We start from the raw sequence: 21,838 nt of genomic DNA on the forward strand, positions 1-21,838 counted from the left end.
ACCTTCCCCTCGCCCGACCTCAGCGTCACCGTTGTGTCCGCTCCCTCACAGCGAGACACCTGCGTCATCGGTCTCACCGGACACATCGTTCTAGCAGCAGATGTCACCCGAGAGTGGGCCTATGGCCTGCTTGCCTCCGGCGACCCCTCGGCGCCTCTCAACCCGCCGTTCTTGTCGGCTCTGGAGAAGCACACCGGTCGGCGGGTCAACGCAATCGATGCGCTGTTACTCGCCTCCGCCATTACCAACCCTTCCGAACGGACCGAGCTCACGGCCGAACTCATCGAACTCACGGCCGTCGACCACCCGCGCGTACGCCGGGCACGCCGACACCGTGACGACGTCCGAGTCTACGGCCACCCGGCGGGCGGCTTGGTCCTCACTGGTGTCGGTGTGGCAGGCCGCCTTGAGTGTGCAGTGGAAGTCCCGGAGGCCCTGCGCGGCAAAGGACATGGCCGCAGACTTTCCCGGACTGCTAGTGCGTTGGCCCCGGCTGGCTCCCACATCTGGGCGCAGGTCACTCCAGGCAATGCCGCCTCGCTCCGCGCCTTCCTAGCGGCCGGCTACGTACCAGTCGGATCCGAGGCTCTTCTCGTCGCTCCCCACGCGTGAGCGGGCGTCGAGTCAGACCACCGTGTCGTCATCTGGACAAAGCTTCCGTCGAGCCGTGATCGGAGGCGAGGTGCACCGCAAGATATGTCACCTCTGCGCCAGTTTGTACGCGGCTCCCCACCGGCTTCCCACCATCCTGATCTATAGCAGGAGGTGCCCGCAGCTACGCTCACTGCCGAGGAGAGAGCGATGGTGTGCTTCGTTGGGCGACGTCTGGCGAGCGCGATCAGCGTCGTGGCAATGACCCTGATCGCGACTTTCACTCTCTTCTTTGTCGCCCCGACCGACCCTGCGGGGGCAATCTGCGGCGAGCGCCGATGCACCCAGCAGCGATATCAGGAGATCCAGGCCAACCTGCACCTTGACCGCCCAAAGGTCCAGCAGTTCCTGGAGTACTCGGCCGGCATCATCGTTGGGCGAACGTTCGAAACATCCGGCACAACGCAGAGATGCACCGTGCCCTGCCTGGGCTTCTCATTCAAGAACGACCGCCCAGTGACCGAGATGCTCCGGTCGCGTCTGCCAGTCACCATGTCGCTCGTGGCCGGGTACGCCGTGCTCGTGTTGACCATCGGCGTGGCCATCGGGACGATTGCCGCGAGAAGACATGCGACCATCAGCGATCGGCTACTGATGGCCGGCACCTTGGTTGTGGGCTCGATTCCGTACTACGTCTTGGCGCTGATGACCGCGCTCTACCTCACGATCGTCTATCCGATCCTGCCGCGCAGCGGATACACGCCTCTGACAGAGAATCCCGTCCAATGGATGGCGGGCCTCCTCGCTCCATGGCTGGTTCTCGGGATCTACGGTTGTGCGTCCTACGCCCGATTCGCCCGCGGCTCGATGATCGAAGTACTGGGCGAAGACTTCATTCGCACAGCACGAGCCAAGGGCTTGCCGAATCGTGTGGTGACCTACAAGCACGCACTACGCGCCGGTCTGATCCCCATCATCACCATCTTCGGGCTCGACCTCGCCGGTAGTCTCACCGGTGCGATCTTCACCGAACGCGTCTTCGACCTGCCCGGCCTGGGCAACCTCGTCCTCGAGAGCCAGAACAACTACGATCTCCCACTCATCATGGGAACAGTCCTGCTCGGATCAGTCATCCTCGTCGCCATGAACTTCCTCGTCGACATCGTGTACGGCCTGATCGACCCCAGAATCAGATCGACCTGACCTTCGAGCGTGTGACAAGGGGGACTCCGCTTGCGTAGCGCGGCCCTCAGGCGTACCGACGGCAAGGCGAGGACGAGCGGGACGCCTTTGGATCAGTAGATGGTGCCTCGGTCTACTGGCCTCATCGGAGTCGGAGGCGCTTAGCCGTCGATGTTGATTGCGGAGCTGAGGCTGCTGAGTCGGTTGCGTGCCGACAGCAACGTTGGGTGGCCGTCAGCGACGGAGCCGGACAGGAGCGTGAGTACCTCGCGCAGGGACTCGGCGGCTCGGTGGTTGTGGCCGAGTTTCGCCTGGGCGCAGGCGAGGTTGTGCAGACTGATGGCGAGATCGGGATGACTGGGCGCCAGGACAGCTCGCTTGATTTTCACAGCTCTTGTCAGCGTTGTGGCGGCTGACTTGAAGTTGCCGCAGCGGTGCTGGAGGGAGCCGAGGTTATGGAGCGTGACTCCTACCTCATAGTGCTCCGGGCCGTACGTGCTTTCGAAGACCCTCAAGACTCGGGTGAGTAGCTCCTGAGCCTCAAGCACCTGCCCGAGGTCGACCAGAATGGCTGCCAGCGCGGCCTGGTCGGCTGCCAGGTCGAGTGGTTCGACGGTGGCCGCGGCCAGTCGGAGGGCGATGCCCTCACGGGCGGCGGATTCGGCGGCCGCAGGTTCTCCCCGGGCATGGGCGAGGCCGGCGATGTTGTGTAGGAGCATTGCTCTTAGCACAGCAGTGCCGACCTCGCCAGTGTCGACGACCTTCAATGCCCGGTCGTAGGCCGACGCAGCTTCGTCGAAATCACCGCGGTACTTTCCGGTGACCCCGATATCGTTCAGGAGCGGCACCAGACTCAGTGGATCGAGGCTCCGATCCTCTTCGGCGAGAGCTAGTGCCCGGTGAAACTCGCGACGAGCCTCGGACAGCATGCCCTCCGCACGCAACTGTGAACCTCGACGCTGCGCGACCTGTGCTGCAGGTGGAAGGCCATGTCCAATGGGCATCGTGAGACGACTTGTCTAGAGAAGGACCTGATTGTGGTTGGAGATGATTCGGCCATTCGGCGGCGGATCCGCCTGGGCGGCGGTGGCAGTGCCCGCCAGGGCAGCCGCACACAGCGCGACAGCGCCGATCGAGGTCACCGCAAGCCTCTTCCAGGGGATCAGTGATAGCACACGCATTTACTACTCCGATCTTGATCGGGTGAAGACAGTCCCCACCTTCCTGCCCAAACTGCACCCGCAGAGCCTTTGAGTATCCTTCGGCTGAACTGAAAGATCGGTGATAGGCGTATCCAGGCCGTCACCTCTCCCCAGCGGACTCCAAGAGCTCATCGTCACAGTGGCTAGGCAGCGCCGTCGGATCTCTTCCGACAGCGGAATGACCTAAGCAGAGGACGACCGATATGCCAGCCAGTGCTCCCGGGGTACGCCGCGAGGCGCGACTCCCCGGCAGGATCAGGTTCATCGTCAGCATGGCGCTCGTGCTCGCCATGGCGTTCGGCCTGGCGATCGCCAGAAGCGCCCGAGCGGACGAAGACCCACAATGGACCTACTGCCGGAGCAATGGGTGGGCGGCTCCACGCGTGTCCTTGAGTCCGACACAGATTGAGGTCGGTGCAAGCACCACAGTCCGATGGAGTGTCAAAATCAATCCAGACTGTGCGGGCATCCTCAGCCCGATGCTCGACGGTCACGCGGTCAGCGTTGAGGGATCCCGCGTCGACCGGCCAGAAGCGAGCAAGACCTATCGGTTGACGCTCGTGTTGCCCGATGCCAACGAAGTCGTGGCCGTCTCGGCGGATGTCAGTGTCATCCTCGGACGGACAGTCACGATCTCGAACAACCGCCAACAGGACCTGTTCCAGCAGGCAATCGCGACGCCCGGCACCGTGGTCCGGATCCAGGACCACGTCGACCTGGACCTCAGCGATCGTGTGTCTCTGCCGATCGCCGACGGCGTCCGCATTCTCGGCGGGCGCACCTCATCAAATCCCGGACCGCGCATCTTCACCAGGACCTCACCCAAGGTCTTCCTCCAGACCAGGGAGACCAAGAACGTCAGGATCAGCGGCATCCGCCTGTACGGCGGAGAGATGGATGTTGTCGACCGGGAAACCGAAGGATCGACGGCGCTGGCAATCTACTCGAGCGTCAACGTAGAGATCGACAACAACGAGATCTACGGATGGCAGGGCTCCGGCGTCGCGGTTAGGGATCCCAGCAAGGTCCTGAACATGGAGAACGCTGGCGCCGTGCGGGTGCACGACAACTACATCCATCACAATCGCCACAAACGACGCGAAGGGTACGGCGTCGTCACATACGACGGTGCCTACACCCTGATCGAAAGCAACGTCTTCGACTTCAACCGGCACGCCATCGCCAGCGATGGTGAGTCCGGCACCGGCTACCTCGCTTACCGCAACCTCGTCCTGATGGGTGGCGGCGAGAACACCTGGGCCACCAACACACACATGTTCGATGTGCACGGCACCGAATCCTGCGGCGGCAAGTCCCAGTATTGCGGACCGGCCGGTGAATACTTCGACTACAGCTACAACACAGTCATGTACACCGGCGGCACCTCGATCAAGGTCCGCGGCGTACCGAGCGTACGAGCCGACGCCCGCTGGAACGTCTTCGCCCTCAGTCGTGAGTGGGAAGGTCTACCGCTCTACGAGTCCGGCGCCTTTCACCAGACTCAGGGCCACAATCTGCTGCCCTTGAACAACAAATTCGGTGAGTGGCCCAACATCAGCGCTCAGTGCGACTTCGACGCGGACGGGAAACAAGACCGCTTCATGACCACCGGAACCACCTGGTGGTTCCAGGGCACCCAGGGCTGGTCCTTCCTCAACACCAACAACAAACGACTCGACGAACTCGAGCTGTCCGATCTCAACAACGACGGCCGCTGCGACGTGCGATCCAAAAGCGACGGCGTCGTCTTCAACGGCGGCCGAGCCGCGCCTGCTGCCCGCGTCGACATCAGTTGGAAGTCCACCGGTACTGCGCTGTCACGGGTCTGGCAACTGCGCAACGGCAAGGTCCAGCGCGACTTCGTGTCGGACAACTACTCCTTCGGATGGGACCTTGCCGGCACCGGAGACTTCAATGCAGACGGGGTGATCGACAACATCTGGCGAGGTCCGGCCGGCCAAGTCGCGATCCGGCTGACGACTCACCTGGGCGAGATTGTGCCGGATATCGGAACCCTGCAGGATCTTCGAGGGACTCTGCCATCAACTACAGTGCTGGCCACCACGGGCGATCTGGATGGCGATCGCCGCGCGGACCTCGTCTGGCGCCACCAGGACGGCCGGCTCGAGTTCTGGCCCGCCGGCCGGGCGGACAATGCCGCACCGATCAGCCCCGGCAACGACTCGGCCGCCAGCGTCGGCGGCGGCTGGCGAGTCAAAGCCGCCGGCGACTTCGACCGAGACGGCCGCGCCGATCTCCTCTGGTCGAACGACGACGGCCGGCTGTCCATCTGGTACATGGATGGACACTTCGTCTCCAAGTCCTACGACCTCCCCCCGCCACAGACCCAAGATCCCTTCAAGTGGACCTTCCAGGGACTCGGCGACTTCGACGCCGACGGCCGCTCGGACATCCTGCTTCGCCGCCCCGACAACGGTGGCCTCAAGATCATCCGGTTCAACAGCACCTACCCGAGCGCGGTCTACCCGGCGTACCAGAACAAGCCCAGCGCCCAAACCTCCGTCGGCTGGACAATCAAGGGTGTCGCCGACTTCAACTTCGACGGCCGCTCCGACATCATCTGGCAACACACCGACGGCGGTGTGGGCATCTGGATGATGGACGGCGACCGCCACATCGGTGAGACCTACCCCACCTCCCCCGACGTCCCCAAGGGCAACTCTTTTCGGATCGCCGCGATCCGCCCGGTCTTCCAGTACGCCCCCGGCGTAGTCCTCCCCGACGTCCCCCCGAACAGCGTCACTGTCCCCAATGTCCGGCAGCTGACAGTCACCCAAGCCCGAGCCCCCCTCACCGCAGCCGACCTCACCATCGGCACAGTCAAATCAGTACCCGACCCCACCTGCAACAACATCGGCCGAATCACCACCCAATCCCCAGCCGCCTACAGCACGGCCCCGCGTGGCAGCACGGTCAACCTGTCAGTTGGTTCCAAACCAGCAACCCCATGCCCATAGCAATCAACTAGCAACCGCAACCACCCAGACGCTTGCTCCGACGAGTCCCAACGGAGCGGGCGTCTGGGTAGCCTGGACCAGCTCGACTATTGGTCCGCTGCCGAACAAGCAGAACTTGAATGCCCATGGTCTAGCACTGGGTGGGCCCCCACCTGCCGACTGGGACGAACTGCACATGCACGACACCTCTGCCGACCGTCGCAATCCGAACCACTACGACGACTACCCAGCACTGGCCATTCGGACTACATCTCCGTGATCGAACAAGCGGCGGCCGGGTCCGGACCAGGCTCACGCCATCGACACTCGCCTGACCGATGTCGCCTGCACCGTTCTCGCGCACCTCGGCGCACCGCCGAACTCGTCCCGAAGCCTGGACAGCAAGGATCTGAAGACCAGCTCGTCCGTCCCGTTTGATTCGCTCGCCTCGTATGTGCGAGCGCAGTCGCTTGAAACCGGTAACCCGCCGTAAGTTTTGACTGGACCTACCGGCCACGCGCGGAAGGGAGCGTAGACCGCTCCTCCCTTGGCCGTCGGCGGCGTCAACGAAACCGGCTCCGCGGCGTCTTCGCCGCAGCCGACCCGAATCGGGCGAAATTTCGCCGCCCGCCCCGTTAGCAACAGCTTCGACTCCACCCGAATCCTCCCCGCGTTCCCGATAACCGGGTGCCGCCTCACCGCCCACTACCTCCAGGAAGGTGACCAGCAAGCCGCCATCCTGATCTCCTATCCAACAGCGACCCGAACCAACTCTTCAAACGCCTCACAACCACCGCCTGGGCAGCCCGTGCGACCCTCGCATTCACGTCTCCCACCATCACCACCTCAGGGTGTGGAGTTACCGCAACGCCGGGCGGCAGCATTGGTACACATGGCCTCACACAGTCGGCAGACCGATCAATGGGCAACCGTGTTGCGGTCGCCTCCGCCAGTGAGCTGAGCGAAGAATTTTGTCACCCGTGCCGCAAGCAAGCCACGGAGATGGAAAGGACCATGGGCCGCGGTGCGCGATGGCTACCCGGCCGCACTCCTATCAATCACAACCAGGTGTTTCTCTAATTTGAAGGCTACAACAGCACCTCGACAGAGTTGCTGTTGTATAGCCCCGCGAGCGAGCCTCCCTTACTCGCACACAAGAGGATGCCTGTTGACCTGGAGTGTTCCCGTTTTTTTGGACGCCGATTTAGGCTGCCATTTGAGTGATTTCCCTGAATCCTAGCTCGTATTCTCGGGGTGTCAAATACCCGAGCGTGGAATGGCGGCGAATGGTATTGAAGTAGTTCTCTATCCAGTCGATTGTTGCGGCCGTGAGTGCTTCGAGGTCGGGCCACGGACGGTTATGGATGAGTTCTTTCTTGTAAGTTGCGAAGGTAGATTCGGATACCGCATTGTCGTAACAGATCCCGGTCCGGCCGAGCGATCTACGAATTCCGGCTTTTGTGCAGTATTGGTCGAATTCGCTGGATGTGTATTGGGTGCCGCGGTCGGAATGGAAAATGACGCCGGCTGGTGGTGTCCGGTTCGCGATGGCCATGTCGAGCGCGTCAGTGACCAAGCTGGTGCGCATGTGGTCGGCGACCGCGTAGCCGATGATGGCGCGCGAGTGCAGGTCGATCACGGTCGCGACGTAGGCCCAGCCGGTCCAGGTCTTGACGTAGGTGATGTCTCCGCACCACTTCTGATTCAGCTCGTCTGCGGTGAACGAGCGCCCGATCAGGTCCGGTGCACCGACCGGCTGGTCACCGTGGATCGTGGTGCGCTTCCAGGCCTTCGGGTGCCGGCCACGCAGGCCGGCCAGCCGCATCAGGCGCCAGACACGCTTGTGCCCGACCCGGTGCCCGGCTGCTGCCAGCCCGGCCCGCAACCGGCGCACGCCAGGATTTCCGCGCGCCTCAGCATGCAGATGCCGCAAGACCACGACCAGCATCTCGTCGTCGCTGCGATGCTGTGACGGGACAGCCTTGCGCCAGGCGTAGTAGCCCGACGTCGAGACACCCAGTTCGGCACACATGAACCGCACCGGATACTCGCCGGAATCAGCCCAGTCCGCGATAGCAGCGAAAATCACTGCTTTCCTTTCGCGAACCAGGTCGCTACTTTTTTCGCGAACTCGACCTGCATCTGCAACTCGGCGATCGCGGCCTTGTCATTCTTGGCCTGTTCCCGCAACCGGATCAACTCCAGCCGCTCGGACTCACCCAACGGGCCATCAGCAGGCACCGCCGGCTCCTCGGAGTCTTTAGCTTTCTTCACCCATCTACCCAACGTCATTTCGTGAACACCGATATTGCGGGCGACCTCGGCAACCGACCGGCCACCAGCAAGCACGAAACCCACCGCCTCGCGCTTGTACTCCTCACTGAAACTACGACGAGTCGAACCCATCTACAAACTCCCGACGAATCGGGCAGCTACTCACGGGTGTCCACCGAAGCGGGAACGGTCCAACCCATTAGATAGCGTGCTGGATCTTATCAGGCAGGACCCGTCTTTCAATTTGAATTAAGCGAATCGCAACATAGCATCCCTCAAGCGAGGACTTCGGTCAACCGCCATCATGTGCGGATTCCGGTCCGCTAATGCATACAATTCTTGCCGACAATTAGGATTCGCAGGCGTCGCACCAATCCACTTCTGGCCCCGGACGCAACACTGAGGGTGAGCTCCTCAAGGCACTTCACCCTCAGCCGGCCACAAATTCCTCTAGTGGCTTATGGCATCAACCTCGTTGCGTGGCCACTCCGGTCAGAATGGCCGCCAGAGGATATCTGCGGCACCGAACGGCTTCCAGATACCGTTCCCGGAGAACCTGTAACTGGTCCTCGCGGTGCCGTCGGCATTGATCTGGACTCGCGGTTCGTCCACGCGCCACCACGCCCCACTGAGGAACCCTCCACCAGCCCTGGCTGTCCCCCGAGATCCGATGACGATGGCTCGGGTCTCAGCATTCAGAGTCTTGATAAATCGGTCGTCACGACCGGTAGAGTTGCACGCCGCGATCGATATGAACGACGATGAATCTCGCGCCAGCGCCCCCTTGACAAGCGCACCGAACCTGGCCGCGTCGACGCTCCCCGAAACAGGGTCGCCGGGCTCATCCGGTGAGAGGTGTCCATCACCATTCACATCGTCACCGAGCCGGAAGCCGCCGAACGCTCCGCCGTGGGCTTCGATGTGAATCCCGGTCACATAGCCGCACGGGCCTACGTGTTCCCGCAGCTTTTCGATGAGGTCACTGACTGTGTGGACCAACATCCATGTGTCCGCATCTGCGTAGCCGGCGAAGCCGCGCAGATCGACTTCTGTCTCTGCGTCGTGAACGAACAGGACAGTCCCTCGGTTGAAGAGCGGTCCCTTGCAGACTGCACTATCGCCAGTGGTGATGGGGGGAAGGTTTCGCCAGGCCCCAGCAAGCTGCCCGCCGATGCGGGGTGAAAACTTCGTTCCGGCCTTAGAAGGTCCGTCATCTCTAGTTGCCTCGGAGATTCTGTCCGCGGACAGATCGCTTAGGACATCATCCCGAAGCAGGTCAGCCATCCAACTGCGGCCCTGAAGTCGCTCGGTCGACGCAGCCGAGAATTGGCGACCCGCGGCGTACTCGTCCGCGTACATCGTCTCGACCGCCGGACGCAAGACTGCCTGGAAGATCTCTGCCAGGCCGTGGTTGGCCAGAATCTCAACAGGGTGGTTCGGAGCAGCATTAGCATTCTGTGCTCCTCCACCCAGCGCGGCCGCGCTCGCGGAGACTCCGAGGAGCTGGCCAACAACGTCGGCGAAGCTATCTGAACCAGAACCGGGCACAGCCGGCTGAACGTTCTGTGCCGCACCGGCGTCACCGAACCAACCCTGCACGATGTCCAGCCATGATTTTTGGCCGGCTGGTGGGGTTTGTTTGGGGGACCAGATTTGTTCGCGAGCCCATGCGGAGGCACCGCCTAGCAGAACTTTTCCGAAGGGTTCGACCGTCTGTATGACGATCGTTGACCATTTGCGGGAGTCGTCGTTGAAGAGCCAGCCGGTGTGGAGGTCCAGGGCGCCGGTGAGCATCTTTTCGGTGGCGCCGCTGAGTTTGAAGTAGATCTTCTCACCTGCGTCCTGGCGTTTTTTGCGATCGAGGGAGGGGCCCCACTTGGCCATGGCCAGGTCGATCCCGGTGGCCGTGATCGGGTCGTTTGTGGGTAGGGGCTCACCGGTTGCGGCGTTGCCGGCGTAGCCGCTCCATCTGCCGACGAAGGACCTCGCGAAACGACCGCTCATTTCGTGGCCTTCGAAGTACTCGGCTTTGCCGTCCAGGTACTTGCTGAAACCGCTGGTGATCGCGCCGCTGATACCGGCTGCCAGGACCGCCCGTCCGTTGATCTCTTTCTGTAGCCCCAGTTCCCGGGCGAGTAGCTGGCCGGCGTAGTTGCCGGCTGCTTGACCGAGGCCACCGGCGACCGCGGCAGCACCTGGTCCTGGGCCGAGGGCGAGGGTGACCACGAATGTCACTCCAGCAGCGACCAGCGCGCTGACCACCTTGACTGCGAGCTTCCGGAGGAAGAGGAAGCTGAGCGGCGGAGGCGGCAATGCCGGGCGGGGGGCCGGGGTGGAGTCGCCGATGATGGCGCCGAGGTTATAGGGGATGAAAGTGGTGGCGTTGTTGTGGGTGTTGCCGACGACGTTGGGGAGGCGGTAAGTCCGGCCCAGTTCGGTGGCCGGCAGGGCCTCGGTCGGACCGCCGGCAACAGAATTGGCATCTGCGATGAGGGGCCAGAGTGAGCTGTCGCCGAAGTAGAGCTGGGCGATCGAGGCCAGGGTGTCGCCAGCACTGACTACATGGCCGGACAGGCTAGGAGCCGGGTATGCCGCACTGATCGGCGTGAAGACATTGGTGAGTTGGGTGACTTTCAATGAGCCGCTGCCGATGACCGAGACCAGGTTGCCGTGGGCGTAACTGAAGTCTTGTTTTCCGGAGCTGTCTTCGCCGTCGGGGTTCGGATTTACGGTGGCCTCATCCTTGGCCAGCACATGGTCGTCGATGTCATACGCGAAGGTGCGTGTCCTGGTCGCCCCGCCGCCCATGCTGGTCGACTGATCCAGCAGCCGGCCGCTCGGGTCGTACCGGTTTGTCGTGTCTCCGGTCCTCAGATCTGGCAGATTCGAGCTGACCGTGACCTTCTCTTCCTTGTACCCGCCGAACTCCATCGTGTAGTCGTAGGTGTACAGGTTCGAGAACGATGGCGAGTTGCTTCCTTGCGGCCCCGCAGCCTGGAAGTACACGTACGAACGAAGGTTGCCTGCCGGGTCGTAGTTGTACTGATTCGAGCTCGAGTTCGGCGTATGGCCGATGTGGTGCGTCGTACTTTGCCCGGTGATCTCCCCGCGGCTGCCATAAGACCGCTGAACAGTGGTCTCAAGAGCTGGCGACTTGGTGACCTGGCTCGACAGCGGTCCCGTCGACTCGACGACCTTGTGGACGTCGCTCTTGTTGACGGCACCGCGACCGTCTACATCTCGTGTCTCGGAGTTCTCCCAGGGACTCGAGCCGGACGGTGGAATCTCCTTGACCGGAACGCCGGATCCGGCGTGGTAATCCCGTTTGTTGATCCGTTGCGAGATCCCGGTCAAGAAGCCTCGATCGTTGTAGAGGTAGCGCTCCTCACGGAAGTTCAGCCAGTCGACCTGCCAGCCGGATGAGGTGACTCCGCTGTCAGATTTGAGGAACTTCTCCGCGGTCAGGCGGCGTCCGACCGCATCGTACGTAATCCTGGTTCCACTCGTGCCCCCGGTGACTCCTCCCTCGCCAAAAATCCCTTCGACCACCTTCATCCGGCCCTCTGCGTCGTAGGAATGCCACAGATCGCGAGATGGTTCGGGGGTAGTAGATCCCGGGCGAGTGAATGTCCCACTCACCTTGCGCCGGTTGCTGAGTTCGTCGTACGCATAGGTCAGCGAGACCGCACCACGCCGATTGGCGACCACCGGGTCGGTCGCAGGCGTGCTCGCGACCGTGCTGATTCGGCCCAGTGCGTCGTAGTTGGTGACCGTCACGCGGCCGATTGAAGGCAACGGCTCCAGCTCGTACACCCAGCCCAGCAGAACACCGCGGAAGACCCGGACATCATGCTGGCCGGTACGCGTGAAGTCTTCCTTGGCCAGCTGCCCCAGCGATGTGTAGTCGTACCGGGTGGTCTCCTCAGTCGCCCAGTAGTCGTCCTTGCCTGCCGCACCCGGTGTACCGGTTGCCAGAACCTCGACGACCCGCTTCAGCAGACCGTTCTCGTAGTACTCGCTGGTGCGATGGCTGTTGGTGAAAGAGACCGTCGGATGGTTCTCCTTCTTCAAAGCGCCGAAGTCGTCGTATTCATAACCTGTCGTTCGGTTGCCGCCGACGGTGCTGCTCTGGAGGCGTCCGAAACTGTAAATGTGTGCGGCTGCTTGAACCGGGTCGGCCGGGTCGGGGGCGCTGTCGTAGACCCAGGTCCGGGCTTGGTTGTTCTTGTCGTTCTCGCGAGTCTTGTTGCCGAGAACGTCGTAGTCACACGTCGCCTCAATGCCGAAGTTGAGATTGAGCCGCGCGAAGCCCCGCTCATCGAGCTTGGCCAACGTCCGGACGAACGACCCACCGCCGTCCTTGTCGGTCTTCTCCCCAGTCCCGATCCGGCGGTTCGCCTGGTCGTACTCGTAGTTGTTGAAGGTCACCCGGAAGGGCGTCTGGCCTTCGCTGCCGTCATAGGGGTCCCCACCGGACTGCTGGCGAAGAACCCCACGGGTCAGGACGTTCCCGTTCTTGTCGAAGGTCCTCACATCAACGGTACCCAAGGCGTTGCGGACCCCTACCCGGTTCCCGTGGGCGTCATAGGCGTATCTCGTAGTGATCAGGGTGCCGTCGGTCTCCGCCACGACCTGGCCTGCGGAGTCGTACTTCTTACTTCGGGACCGGCGGACGGTGAACTTGTCCGGTGCGTCACTGGGCATCCGGGAGATATCGGCCTCCTCGACCACCCGGCCGGCCAGGTCATATCGGAGCTCGTGGCGTAGATCCACGATATAGGGCTGACTTCCAGTCATCGCCGAGGTCCGCGGCAAATGCTGAATCGTGACTCGGTTGTCGGCGTTGTACTCCTGCACCGTCGTAGCCAACTGCCCGAGCACCTGGCCGTTGTCGTTGCGGACGAACCGTCCCTCTCCTCGGACCGTGACGTTGCCCCATCGATCGTGGTCCTGTGTCAGGAGAGGCGTGATGATGGTCTGAGCTTGATTCACCAGGCCGGTGAAGGCCGGGAGGCGCTGGATCACTCCGCGGCCCAGGTCGTCGTAGCCCGTTTCGCTGACGCGAATGATCACTGCGGCCGGGTTCGGCTTCTGGCCGAGCTGCTCCCGGCGGGTGACCTGGCCCGCGAGGTTGTACCGTAGGCGGGTCTTGCCGTCACCTGAGGTCTGCTCGTCGAGCAGACCGGCCTTGTTGTAGTGGTACAAGGCGACGACCGCCTTGTTGAGCTCGCTCGGCGCAGCCGACGCTGGACCCCAGACCTTGCGCTCCTCGTACACCTCACCGAAGGCATTGAAGAGGCTGTGGACACCGCTCTGCTTCGACTGGCTGCCCTCAGCGAACACGTCCAGGGTATGGGTCTGCTGACCGGAGGGATTGTAGACGTAGCGCCGTTCCAGGTCGTACGCATAGGTGAAGGTGCTGGTGCCCTGCTGGACGTCGATCGGCTGGATCTCCTTGACCACGCGGCCCGCGTAGTCAACCTGCTGATGCCTGAGACCGCCCTTGGCATCCATCGTCGTGATCAGGTTGCCTGCCGCGTCATACGTGTACCGGATGAAGAGGTTTTCTCCAGCTCCGCCGCCGTCCGTCCGGAGTTGAGTGACAACATTGCCGAAGGCGTCCAGCGTCAACATGGTCACAGGTGTTGCCGCGGCCTGACTGCGGAACGGATCTACTGCCGCCCGCGCCGCCGTCTGGCGAGCCGGCTCGGTGACTTGGTCAAGCTGCCCCAGCGGGTTGTAGCGGAGCGTGGTGACGGCTCCCATTGCATCCGTCTGGTTCAGGACCCTGCCGAGCCCGTCGTAGGTGAAGGTCTGCAGCGTCGACGCGACGTCACGCCCGTTCTGCACCTGCACGTACTTGTCGGTGTCGAATTCGCTGTACGCCGCGCCGAAACGCCGGATGCCGGTCTGCTGATCCAGCACATTGTGGCTGAAGGCGACGATCCGGTCGCGGTCGCTGTCGTTGGTACCCGGCTCATTGAAGCTGTCGCTGCCTTGCTGGCCGGGCTCGGCGTACTCCACGACCCGGTCCAGGTTGCCCAACGGATCGTAGGAGCTGACCGTATGATGATTGAGGGTGTCGACCGAGCGGGTCTCGCGTCCCATCGTGTCGTAGTAACGCCAGGTGTCACGCCAGCCACTGCCGTCCAACTTGACGGCTTCGTGGCGCACCTGGTCGAAGCCGTTGTAGGAGAAGAGCGTCGTTGCCTGATCAGTCGCCAGGGCCGGCTGCGCGACGTTCTTTCGTTCCAGCAGATCGCTGTGGTAGTAGCTCTCCGACGGTTGCCTGACTTCTTTCTTGCGTCCGGCATTGTCGTAGCTGGTCGTAGCGGTGCGGGCAGCCGGATCGGCGCCGATCTTTCCCGTGATCTCGGTCGCGGTCCAGTGCGTACCGTTGGCCGGCGTACCGGTGATCTCCACGGTATCGCTGTGCCGGGTGACATCGATCTGTTCGTCGAAGTTGGTGTAGGTGAATACGACCACGTGACCCAACGCGTCGATGTCGTGCTTCAGCCGACCGAGCCGGTCGTAGGTCTTGTATTCGTACTGATTCGTTTCCAGTCCAGTACGAGTCTTGGTCCGCGCCACACTGCCGAACACGTCGTATCCCAGTTCGACAGTACGCCGGAAGCGGCCGGCCGCAGCATCCTTGTGCACCCGGCCGACGTGCGCCGGGTTGGCATCGGGAGCTACCGGGTCGGCGAAGTAGCCGGGCAACGCCGTGGACGTCAGGCGGCCGAGCGTGTCATAGCCGAATTCCGTCGTGCGGGCGTCAACGGTGTTCGCTCGCTCCACCTTCTTGCGCAAGTTGCCGAGCGGGTCGTGATAGGTCACGTCCTCGAGCGCGATGACCTGGACCGTCGGCCGCTGGCCAGGAAGCTCCGCGAACAACTCCGCTGCCGGATTGATCTTACGGAACACCCTCCCGAGCCGGTCGTAGACGTAGGTGCAGACCGCACCGTTCTTGTCGGTGTGACTGGTTCGGTCACCCAGCCCGTTGTAGGCGTTGGTTTCGACAAGGTCCTTGGCGTCGGTGGTCGTCAGGAGCCGGCCGACCTTGTCGTAGGTATACCGCTCACCACGAGTTGCTCCGTCGCCGAGCGCGCGACTCCCGCGGCGCCCGACCAGAGCCTGCTCGGTCCGGGCGATCGAGGGATCGAGCAGCAGGTGGTAACGACGCTTCTCCTCGGTTCGTCCGCGCATGTCGTAAAGCGTCTCGCTGAGCGAACCGTCGGCACCGATCATGAAGCGCTGTCGTCCCAGGACGTCGTACACAAAGGCGGTCGTCCGGTCCTTGCTGCTCTTGTTGGCAGCGACAGCCGCATCGACGACGGCCTTGGTGTGGCCGGCCAACGCCATCTCGACCGCGTATGCCGTCCGTTGGGTCACCCGGCCGAGGGCGTCGTACTCGGTCTTGGTCACTTGGTGCTTGCTGTTTGCGCCGGCGGCCAGCACTCGCACCGAATAGACCTGGCGCCCGGCGATGTCGTAGATCGAGACCTGCCGACGGTCGTCGGCATTCGGAACGATCGCGGTGGTAATCGTTGCAGGCTTGTAGTCGGCCAGTGAACCGACCGGTGTCGCATACTGCGTGGTCTGGCCAGGCCGCCCGAGCGCGTCATAGGCCTGCTCGCTGACCAGGTGCTGCGTCGCCTTGCCCTGCCCATCGCTGGTGGTGACACGGAGGGTGAAGCGGAGCCGCCCCTGTGTGTCATAGGAGAACCGGGTTACCCGGTTGCCGGGATTCAGGCGATCCACCGCGGCATTGATCGCGTTCTGGGTGTACGACGTCAAGTTCGGCTTGACCGCGAAGTTGACTGTAGCCACCAGGGAACCCATCGGGTCGTAAACGTTCTCGCTGACCACACCCTGGGCGTCAACGGTGAAGCGCAACCGGTTGTTCGCGTGATAGGCGAATCTGGTCCGCTGGACCGCTGTCAGCGTGTCCTCGCCGCCGTATCCGAGGGCGGCGAGCTCGGCGTTGACATCTCCCACCGAAAGGCCTGGCGAGGTGGCCGTGTCGAGGTCAGCGATTCGCGCCTCGAGCAGAGGCTTGTCGTACCGGCGCGTCTCAATGATGTTGCCGTTGGCATCGAACTTGTTCTCGGCGATCGCCCACTCGTCGTCCCGGACGGCGGTCACACTGAACCGGATCCGGCCGTCCTTGTCGTAGGCCAAGATGCTGCGTTGATCGTTCGCGTTGGCTGCCGGTTCCACCGGCCCAGGCGCATCTCCGAGCGTCGCGAGCACCGTCGCGCCGAGGCGGTTGAGATAGCGCCGGGTCTTGATCAGGCGCCCGTTCAAGTCATACGTGTTCTGGCTGACCTCACCTTCGGCGTTGATCGTGTGCGTGGCCTGGCCCGCTGCGTCGTACACAGTCCACGCGTTGTTGCCCTGAGCGTCTATAACGCGGCTGAGCCGGCCTGCGGCGTCATACCGGTATTGCGTGCCCAGGTCCCGCGCGCCGGCCACTCCTCCACCCAGCACCGTGCTCGGCGCGTCGATCTGCTTGGACTTGCGACCCAGGTTGTCGAACTCGTAGGTCGTGACCTGCTGGGCAGGATTGTCCACCGTGCCGTGCTGAACAGTGACGGCATTGCCAAGTCCGTCGTAGGTGTATTTAGTCAGCAGCTTCAGCCCGGTCGGGTCGACCACAACCTGCAGCAAACGGCCATTGCGGTCATAGTCCGAGGTCGTGATGAGCTCCGCGGCGGTGCCCTTGCCCTCGGTCACGGTGGCGGTCTGCCCCAGCGCGTTGAACTCGTACCGGGTTGTCACGTTGTTGTCGGACTCCACCTTCCGCTCCCGAACCCGGTCTGCGGCGTCGTAGAACAGCCGGACCAGCATTCCGCGGCCGTCCTTGGTAGTTTCCAGCCGGCCGCTGTTGTCATAGGTGTTCTCGCGGATCGTCGCACCGGCCGCGTCGGTGACGTTGAGCAGCTGTCCGTCCTTGTTGTACTGATACTTCGTCTTCCCGCCCTCACCGTCGGTGACCTCGGCCACCTCACCGTGCCTGTTCTTACGGGTGGTGACCCGCACGTTCTCCGGCGAGGTCACCGACTCCGCCTGGATCGAATCGTCGTACTCGTACTGGGTCGGAGCCCCGGAGGGATCCTCACACCGCTGGATCCGGCCGAGCGCGTCGTACTCCGACCGCGTCTTCCGGCCGAGCGGGTCGGTGACCTCGAGCACGCGGCCGCCGTCGGGATAGGCCGTTCGGGTGGCTTGACCGGCGCCGTCGACCGATCGGATCAGCCGGCCCTGGCCGTCGTACGATGTGGCCCGGTTGAGGTCGATCCCGCCGGCATCGGCCGTTTGCGATCGCAGTCCGCCACGCAGGTCGTAGTCGAATCGGGTGGTGGCCGTCCTAGTCCCGCCGGCGCCGGTGCTGATCGTGCGCGTTTCCGTCTCCAATTGCCCGAACTGGTTGTAAGTCCGGTTGGTGATGAACCCTTCGGGGTCGGTCTGCTTGGTCAGCAGCCCTCGGCGGTCGTACTCGAATGTCGTGAGCTGGTCTTGCGCGGCATCGACGGCCGGAAGCTTGCCTGCCAGCTGCCCGGCCGGGCCGCCGGTCAGGGCGGTCATGTTCTGCGGCGTGATCCGGTTGGCGTACCGGCGTACCGAAGCAACCTGTCCGTTAGCGTCGTAGGTGGTCTCGACCACCTCGCGCTCAGCATTGACGGTGTGTGTCAGCCGGTCCTGGCCGTCGTAGAAGGACAGTGTCGCGTGGTTCGCCGGGTCGACGGCTTTCGCCTTGCGGCCACGCTTGTCGTGTTCGAACCGTGTGCCACGGCTCACGATCGCAGCATCGATCACAGCCTGGGTGGGGTCGGCCGGCAGGGTTGCGTCACCGACTCCGCTCAGGATGCCGGTCGCCTCGCCGAACGCATTCGGCCGGCTCCGGCTCCCTCGCTGCAAGTCGCCCGCGCCGAAGGCTCGCACCTCACGAACCAGCCGACCCGCGATGTCGTACTCGTTCCGTGTCACTGTGCCGTCCGCGCCGACAAGCCGGCTCACCCGGCCCAGGTCGTCGAGCTCGACCGTGGTCGTGATCTTCCCGCTGCCTGCCTTGGCCTTCAGAGTCGCCAAGGTGTCGGTAGGCGCCACGGTGACGACCTTCCGGTACCGCAAGGTCTGCCGGCTGTTGGTCTCTTCGTTGAGCACCGTCTCGGTCAGGAAACCGCGCTCGTCGACCGATCCGACAGCCGTCCCGGTACCGTCGTAGTACAGATAGCTGCGAAGCGCGCCGGTAGCTGTCGGCCGCCATCCGGCCAGCACATCCTCGACCGGCTCTGCCGCAGCCGGTTTGACGGTACGCGGTGACACCTTCGACGACGTGGGCGGAGGGTTGTCGCCGGCGATGCTGATCACTCCTGGCTTCACGTCCACGCCGAACCCTGTGGTCACGGTGCGGCCGTTGCTGTCTGTCGCACGGAGTTCGACCGGAGCCAATCCCTTGACCGTCGGGGTACCGCTCAGCACCAGGGTGACCGGATCGAACTGCAGCCATGCCGGTTTCGACACGACGCTATAGGTCAGTGGCTGCTCGTCCGGGTCCGTTGCCGGTGGCACCGTCACGGGCGATCCATCGGATCGCTTCAGCGGCACCTGGAACTCGGCCAGTATCGTCGGGACCGCCACCCAGGTCGGCCCGTTGTTCGTCACTGTCAGGGTGAAGGTCTGCTCGGCGAAAAGTCCCTGCTGATCGGTGACCCGGGCCGTCAGTGTCGAGACCCCGGCTGTCGTGGGGGTGCCGCTGATCCGGCGAGTCGTGGCGGTGAAGGTCAGCCCCGCAGGGAGTGGCGATCGCAAGGAATACACCAATTGCGCGGCGCTGGACTCGAGGTCCGTCGCGGGTGGCAGGACGAGACTGTAGCCGGCCTTCCCTCGCGGAGCCGTGGAGTTCGGCAGTGGTGTCCAGGTCGGCGGCGTGTTGGTCACGGTGATGGTGACGGTTGTGTTGGTCAGCCGGGCACGACCGTCATCAGCGCTCACCGTCACCCTGTACGACGTGAGCGTTTTCGGCGGAGTGCCTCTGAGGACAGCGGCTCCGGTGCTGGTGTCGAGTCTCAGCCAGGTGGGCCAGGTGCCGACCTTGCCGTAGATCAGGTCGTCGCCGTCCGGATCGAACGCAGGCAGGAGATGCTCGAACAGCTGGTCGCCGATCGCGGTCAGACTCGTGACTCCGCCCCACACCGGGTCAGCGACATCGGGAGCGGCCGGGCTGCGCTGCCCGTACCGGATGGTTTCGGACAGTCGGCCGGCGGCGTCGTACTTGTATTCGGTCAGGAAGCCGAGCGGGTCCACGACGCCGACCTGGCGGTCGTCGCGGTCGTAGAAGAAGCGGGAGACCCGGTTGCCGGTCTGTTCCTGGGTGATCAGCGACCGCCCGTCGTAACCCGTGGTCGAGACAGTGCCGGCGGGGTCGGTCACTGTGGCGCGTCGACCGGACGGGTCGTAGGTGTAGCGGGTGACTCGGTCTTTCTCGGTGTCAACCTCTACATCTGCACCAGCGGCACCGACGGTGAGGGCGGCCTTGGTGACTGTGTTGCCGATGTACCAGCCGTTGGAGTCGGCTGGCTTGCGGTATCGCGTCTCCGCTGTGACGCGCCCGTTGGCGTCGTACTCGAGGCCGGTGACAGCGCCAGTTGCGTCCACCATGAAGCTGACCCGGTCGGCGGCGTCGTAGAAGACGAATCGCCGGCCGCCGTGCGGGTCTTCGGCCATCCGGAGCCGGCCCGCCTTGTCGTACACGTTCTTGTCGGTGCGGCTCGCACCATTTCCGGTCCGGGTCGTCTCAACCAGGCGTCCGCGGTCGTCGAAGCGGCGGGAGTCCACCATCCCCGCGGCTGTGGTGAGCTGGAATTTGCTGCTGTCGTCGTACGACGTGGTGCTGGTTCCTCCGGCGTCGATCGTCTCGGTCACCCGGCCAAGGCCGTCGCGCACCACTCTGGACGGGATCGTCGGGCGAGTACGGCCGTTGCCGCGCCCGACGACGGTCTGCAGCAGGTCGCCGTGTGCGTCGTAGATGTACTCGGTGACCTCGGCGGCAGCGTCCAGCACGCCGGCACCAGCGGCGGTCGTCTTGGCGAAGGCGGTCTGCTTGCTCAGGTTGCCGCGCAGGTCGTACGCGAACTCGGTCAGCTCGATCTGTGACTTGTCCCGCGCACCGGCCCAGCTGATCAGAGCTGTCTCGGTCGGTGCCGTCTGCGGTGTCTGGGTGCTGAGGTCAAAACGGCTGTCCGTGTACAACACCGTCTGCGTCAGCAAACCGGTCGCCGTACCGGACGTGCCGTACCGGCTCTCACTGACGATTCCTTCGGCGCTGATGGCGAAACGCAGCCGTCCCTGGGAGTCGTAGGCAAAGCGGGTCGTCACCGGGTTACCCGCGGACTGCGGGTCGCCGCCGTCCGGGTCGGGGACCTGGTAACGCGTCTCGGCGATGACATGATTGCGTTCGTCGTACACTCGGGTGACCGTGTTGCCCAGCGGGTCGCGCTCGAGCCGCCGATTTCCCTCCGGGTCGTACTCGTAGTCCGTTCCCTTGCCCAGCGCATCGATCACCCGCTTCACGCTGTCGTCCGGGTAGTACTCGAACCGCGTCGACAACCGTGCGGCGCCCGCGACGGGTGGCGGCGACTTGATCTCGATCAGCCGCTGCGAGGTATCGCAGACGTACGTCCACGCCTGGACCGGGGCGCCATCGCCGGGGGCGAAGCTGATGTCGGTCTCTACCTTGCCGTTGGCCGGCTGCTTGTACGTGAACGTCTGTACGCCGTTCGCGTCCGTCACCGAATTGACCTTGCCCGACAAGTAGCTGATGTTGACGATCGAGCCGTCGCTCAGGGTGATGGTCACGATGCGGTTGGCTTCGTAGACGTAGTCAGTGAGGTAGAACTTGGCGTCGGCAGTTTCCGAGGGGGTCAGCTCGGTCCGCACCGACGCCAGCCGGCCGTTCGGGTGGTAGGCGTAATCGACCTGTTTGACCGGTGTCCCCAGGACGTTGGTGGCGCGACCGGCCGTGTCCACGTTCAACGCGATCGTATCGACCCGCTTGAGCCTGGTCAGACTCGCGTCTCCCGGCAGGGCGTCGTACGCGAGTACCAGCTTCTGTCCGCTGGCCAGGTCGGTGACTCCGGTCAGGCGGCCCGCCTCATATTGGTAGGTCGTCTTGTTGCCACTGAGGTCCTGCTGACTCGCCAGCTTGCCGGTCGAGACCGCGTACCGCTCCTCCAGCCGACTCGTCCCGTCGGTCCAGACCCACTGCTGGGAGTTTGCCTCGTGGACGATTCCGTCGTGCGCGCCGCCGCCCTCGGTGCTGAAGTAGCGCAAGCCGTTCCAGCTGTACACCGTCTCGTGACCGTCGCCGTCGGTCCGCGTCACTGTGCTGCCGGCTTTGCCGATGTCTCCCTGGACCGCGACGGTGCGTTCACCGTCCCAGCGCCAACCATCACCGTCGCTGTCGTTCGCCGCACCTAGCGAGTTGTAGGTCCGCAGGTGCGACAGGCCGAGGCCGCGGCCTGAGAGATGCTCATCGCCAGCCTGGAGCACCAGGTTGCCGGTAGCAACATTCACGTAGCATCTGCCTGCCGCCTGCCCAAGAGAGCTCTGCCCCAGCACGGCCGCAGG

7 protein-coding genes are annotated in these 21,838 nt (G+C 63.7%); 2 read left to right on the forward strand and 5 right to left on the reverse strand.

The window, feature by feature from the left end:
• Positions 1 to 225: 225 nt before the first annotated feature.
• Entirely contained in the window at positions 226 to 453 is a 228-nt protein-coding gene (locus OG474_RS00630; RefSeq protein WP_405060168.1) for a hypothetical protein, read from the reverse strand.
• A 348-nt stretch (positions 454 to 801) separates the two neighbouring features.
• Between OG474_RS00630 and OG474_RS00635 the strand changes: the two genes are divergently transcribed.
• Positions 802 to 1,794, forward strand: a complete 993-nt coding sequence (locus OG474_RS00635; protein ID WP_405060169.1) for an ABC transporter permease — start codon at positions 802 to 804, stop codon at positions 1,792 to 1,794.
• Between the two features lie 140 nt (positions 1,795 to 1,934).
• Here the strand turns inward: OG474_RS00635 and OG474_RS00640 are convergent, their stop codons facing one another.
• Complete coding sequence (locus tag OG474_RS00640; protein WP_405060170.1) at positions 1,935 to 2,717, reverse strand: tetratricopeptide repeat protein; 783 nt, start codon at positions 2,715 to 2,717, stop codon at positions 1,935 to 1,937.
• A 737-nt stretch (positions 2,718 to 3,454) separates the two neighbouring features.
• Between OG474_RS00640 and OG474_RS00645 the strand changes: the two genes are divergently transcribed.
• A complete protein-coding gene (locus OG474_RS00645) occupies positions 3,455 to 5,953 on the forward strand; it encodes an FG-GAP-like repeat-containing protein (RefSeq protein WP_405060171.1) in 2,499 nt (832 codons plus the stop codon).
• Between the two features lie 1,183 nt (positions 5,954 to 7,136).
• Here the strand turns inward: OG474_RS00645 and OG474_RS00650 are convergent.
• From OG474_RS00650 to OG474_RS00660, 3 genes are all read right to left on the reverse strand, one after another.
• On the reverse strand, positions 7,137 to 8,021 hold the full coding sequence (locus tag OG474_RS00650) for an IS3 family transposase (protein WP_405060172.1): 885 nt from the start codon (positions 8,019 to 8,021) through the stop codon (positions 7,137 to 7,139).
• Positions 8,018 to 8,338: a transposase gene (locus tag OG474_RS00655; RefSeq protein ID WP_405060173.1), complete on the reverse strand. Its 321-nt coding sequence runs from the start codon at positions 8,336 to 8,338 to the stop codon at positions 8,018 to 8,020. Before OG474_RS00655 ends, OG474_RS00650 begins: the two co-directional genes overlap by 4 nt.
• A 360-nt stretch (positions 8,339 to 8,698) precedes the next feature.
• Positions 8,699 to 21,784, reverse strand: a complete 13,086-nt coding sequence (locus OG474_RS00660; protein ID WP_405060174.1) for a putative Ig domain-containing protein — start codon at positions 21,782 to 21,784, stop codon at positions 8,699 to 8,701.
• Between the last annotated feature and the right edge of the window lie 54 nt (positions 21,785 to 21,838).

This window comes from Kribbella sp. NBC_01505 (assembly GCF_045040285.1).
Classification (GTDB): Bacteria; Actinomycetota; Actinomycetes; order Propionibacteriales; family Kribbellaceae; genus Kribbella.

Coding starts and splice junctions, on each gene's coding strand:
- OG474_RS00630 (WP_405060168.1), bottom strand. CDS start 453: ATGTCCTTTGCCGCGCAGGGCCTCCGGGACTTCCACTGCACACTCAAG.
- OG474_RS00635 (WP_405060169.1), top strand. CDS start 802: ATGGTGTGCTTCGTTGGGCGACGTCTGGCGAGCGCGATCAGCGTCGTG.
- OG474_RS00645 (WP_405060171.1), top strand. CDS start 3,455: ATGCTCGACGGTCACGCGGTCAGCGTTGAGGGATCCCGCGTCGACCGG.
- OG474_RS00655 (WP_405060173.1), bottom strand. CDS start 8,338: ATGGGTTCGACTCGTCGTAGTTTCAGTGAGGAGTACAAGCGCGAGGCG.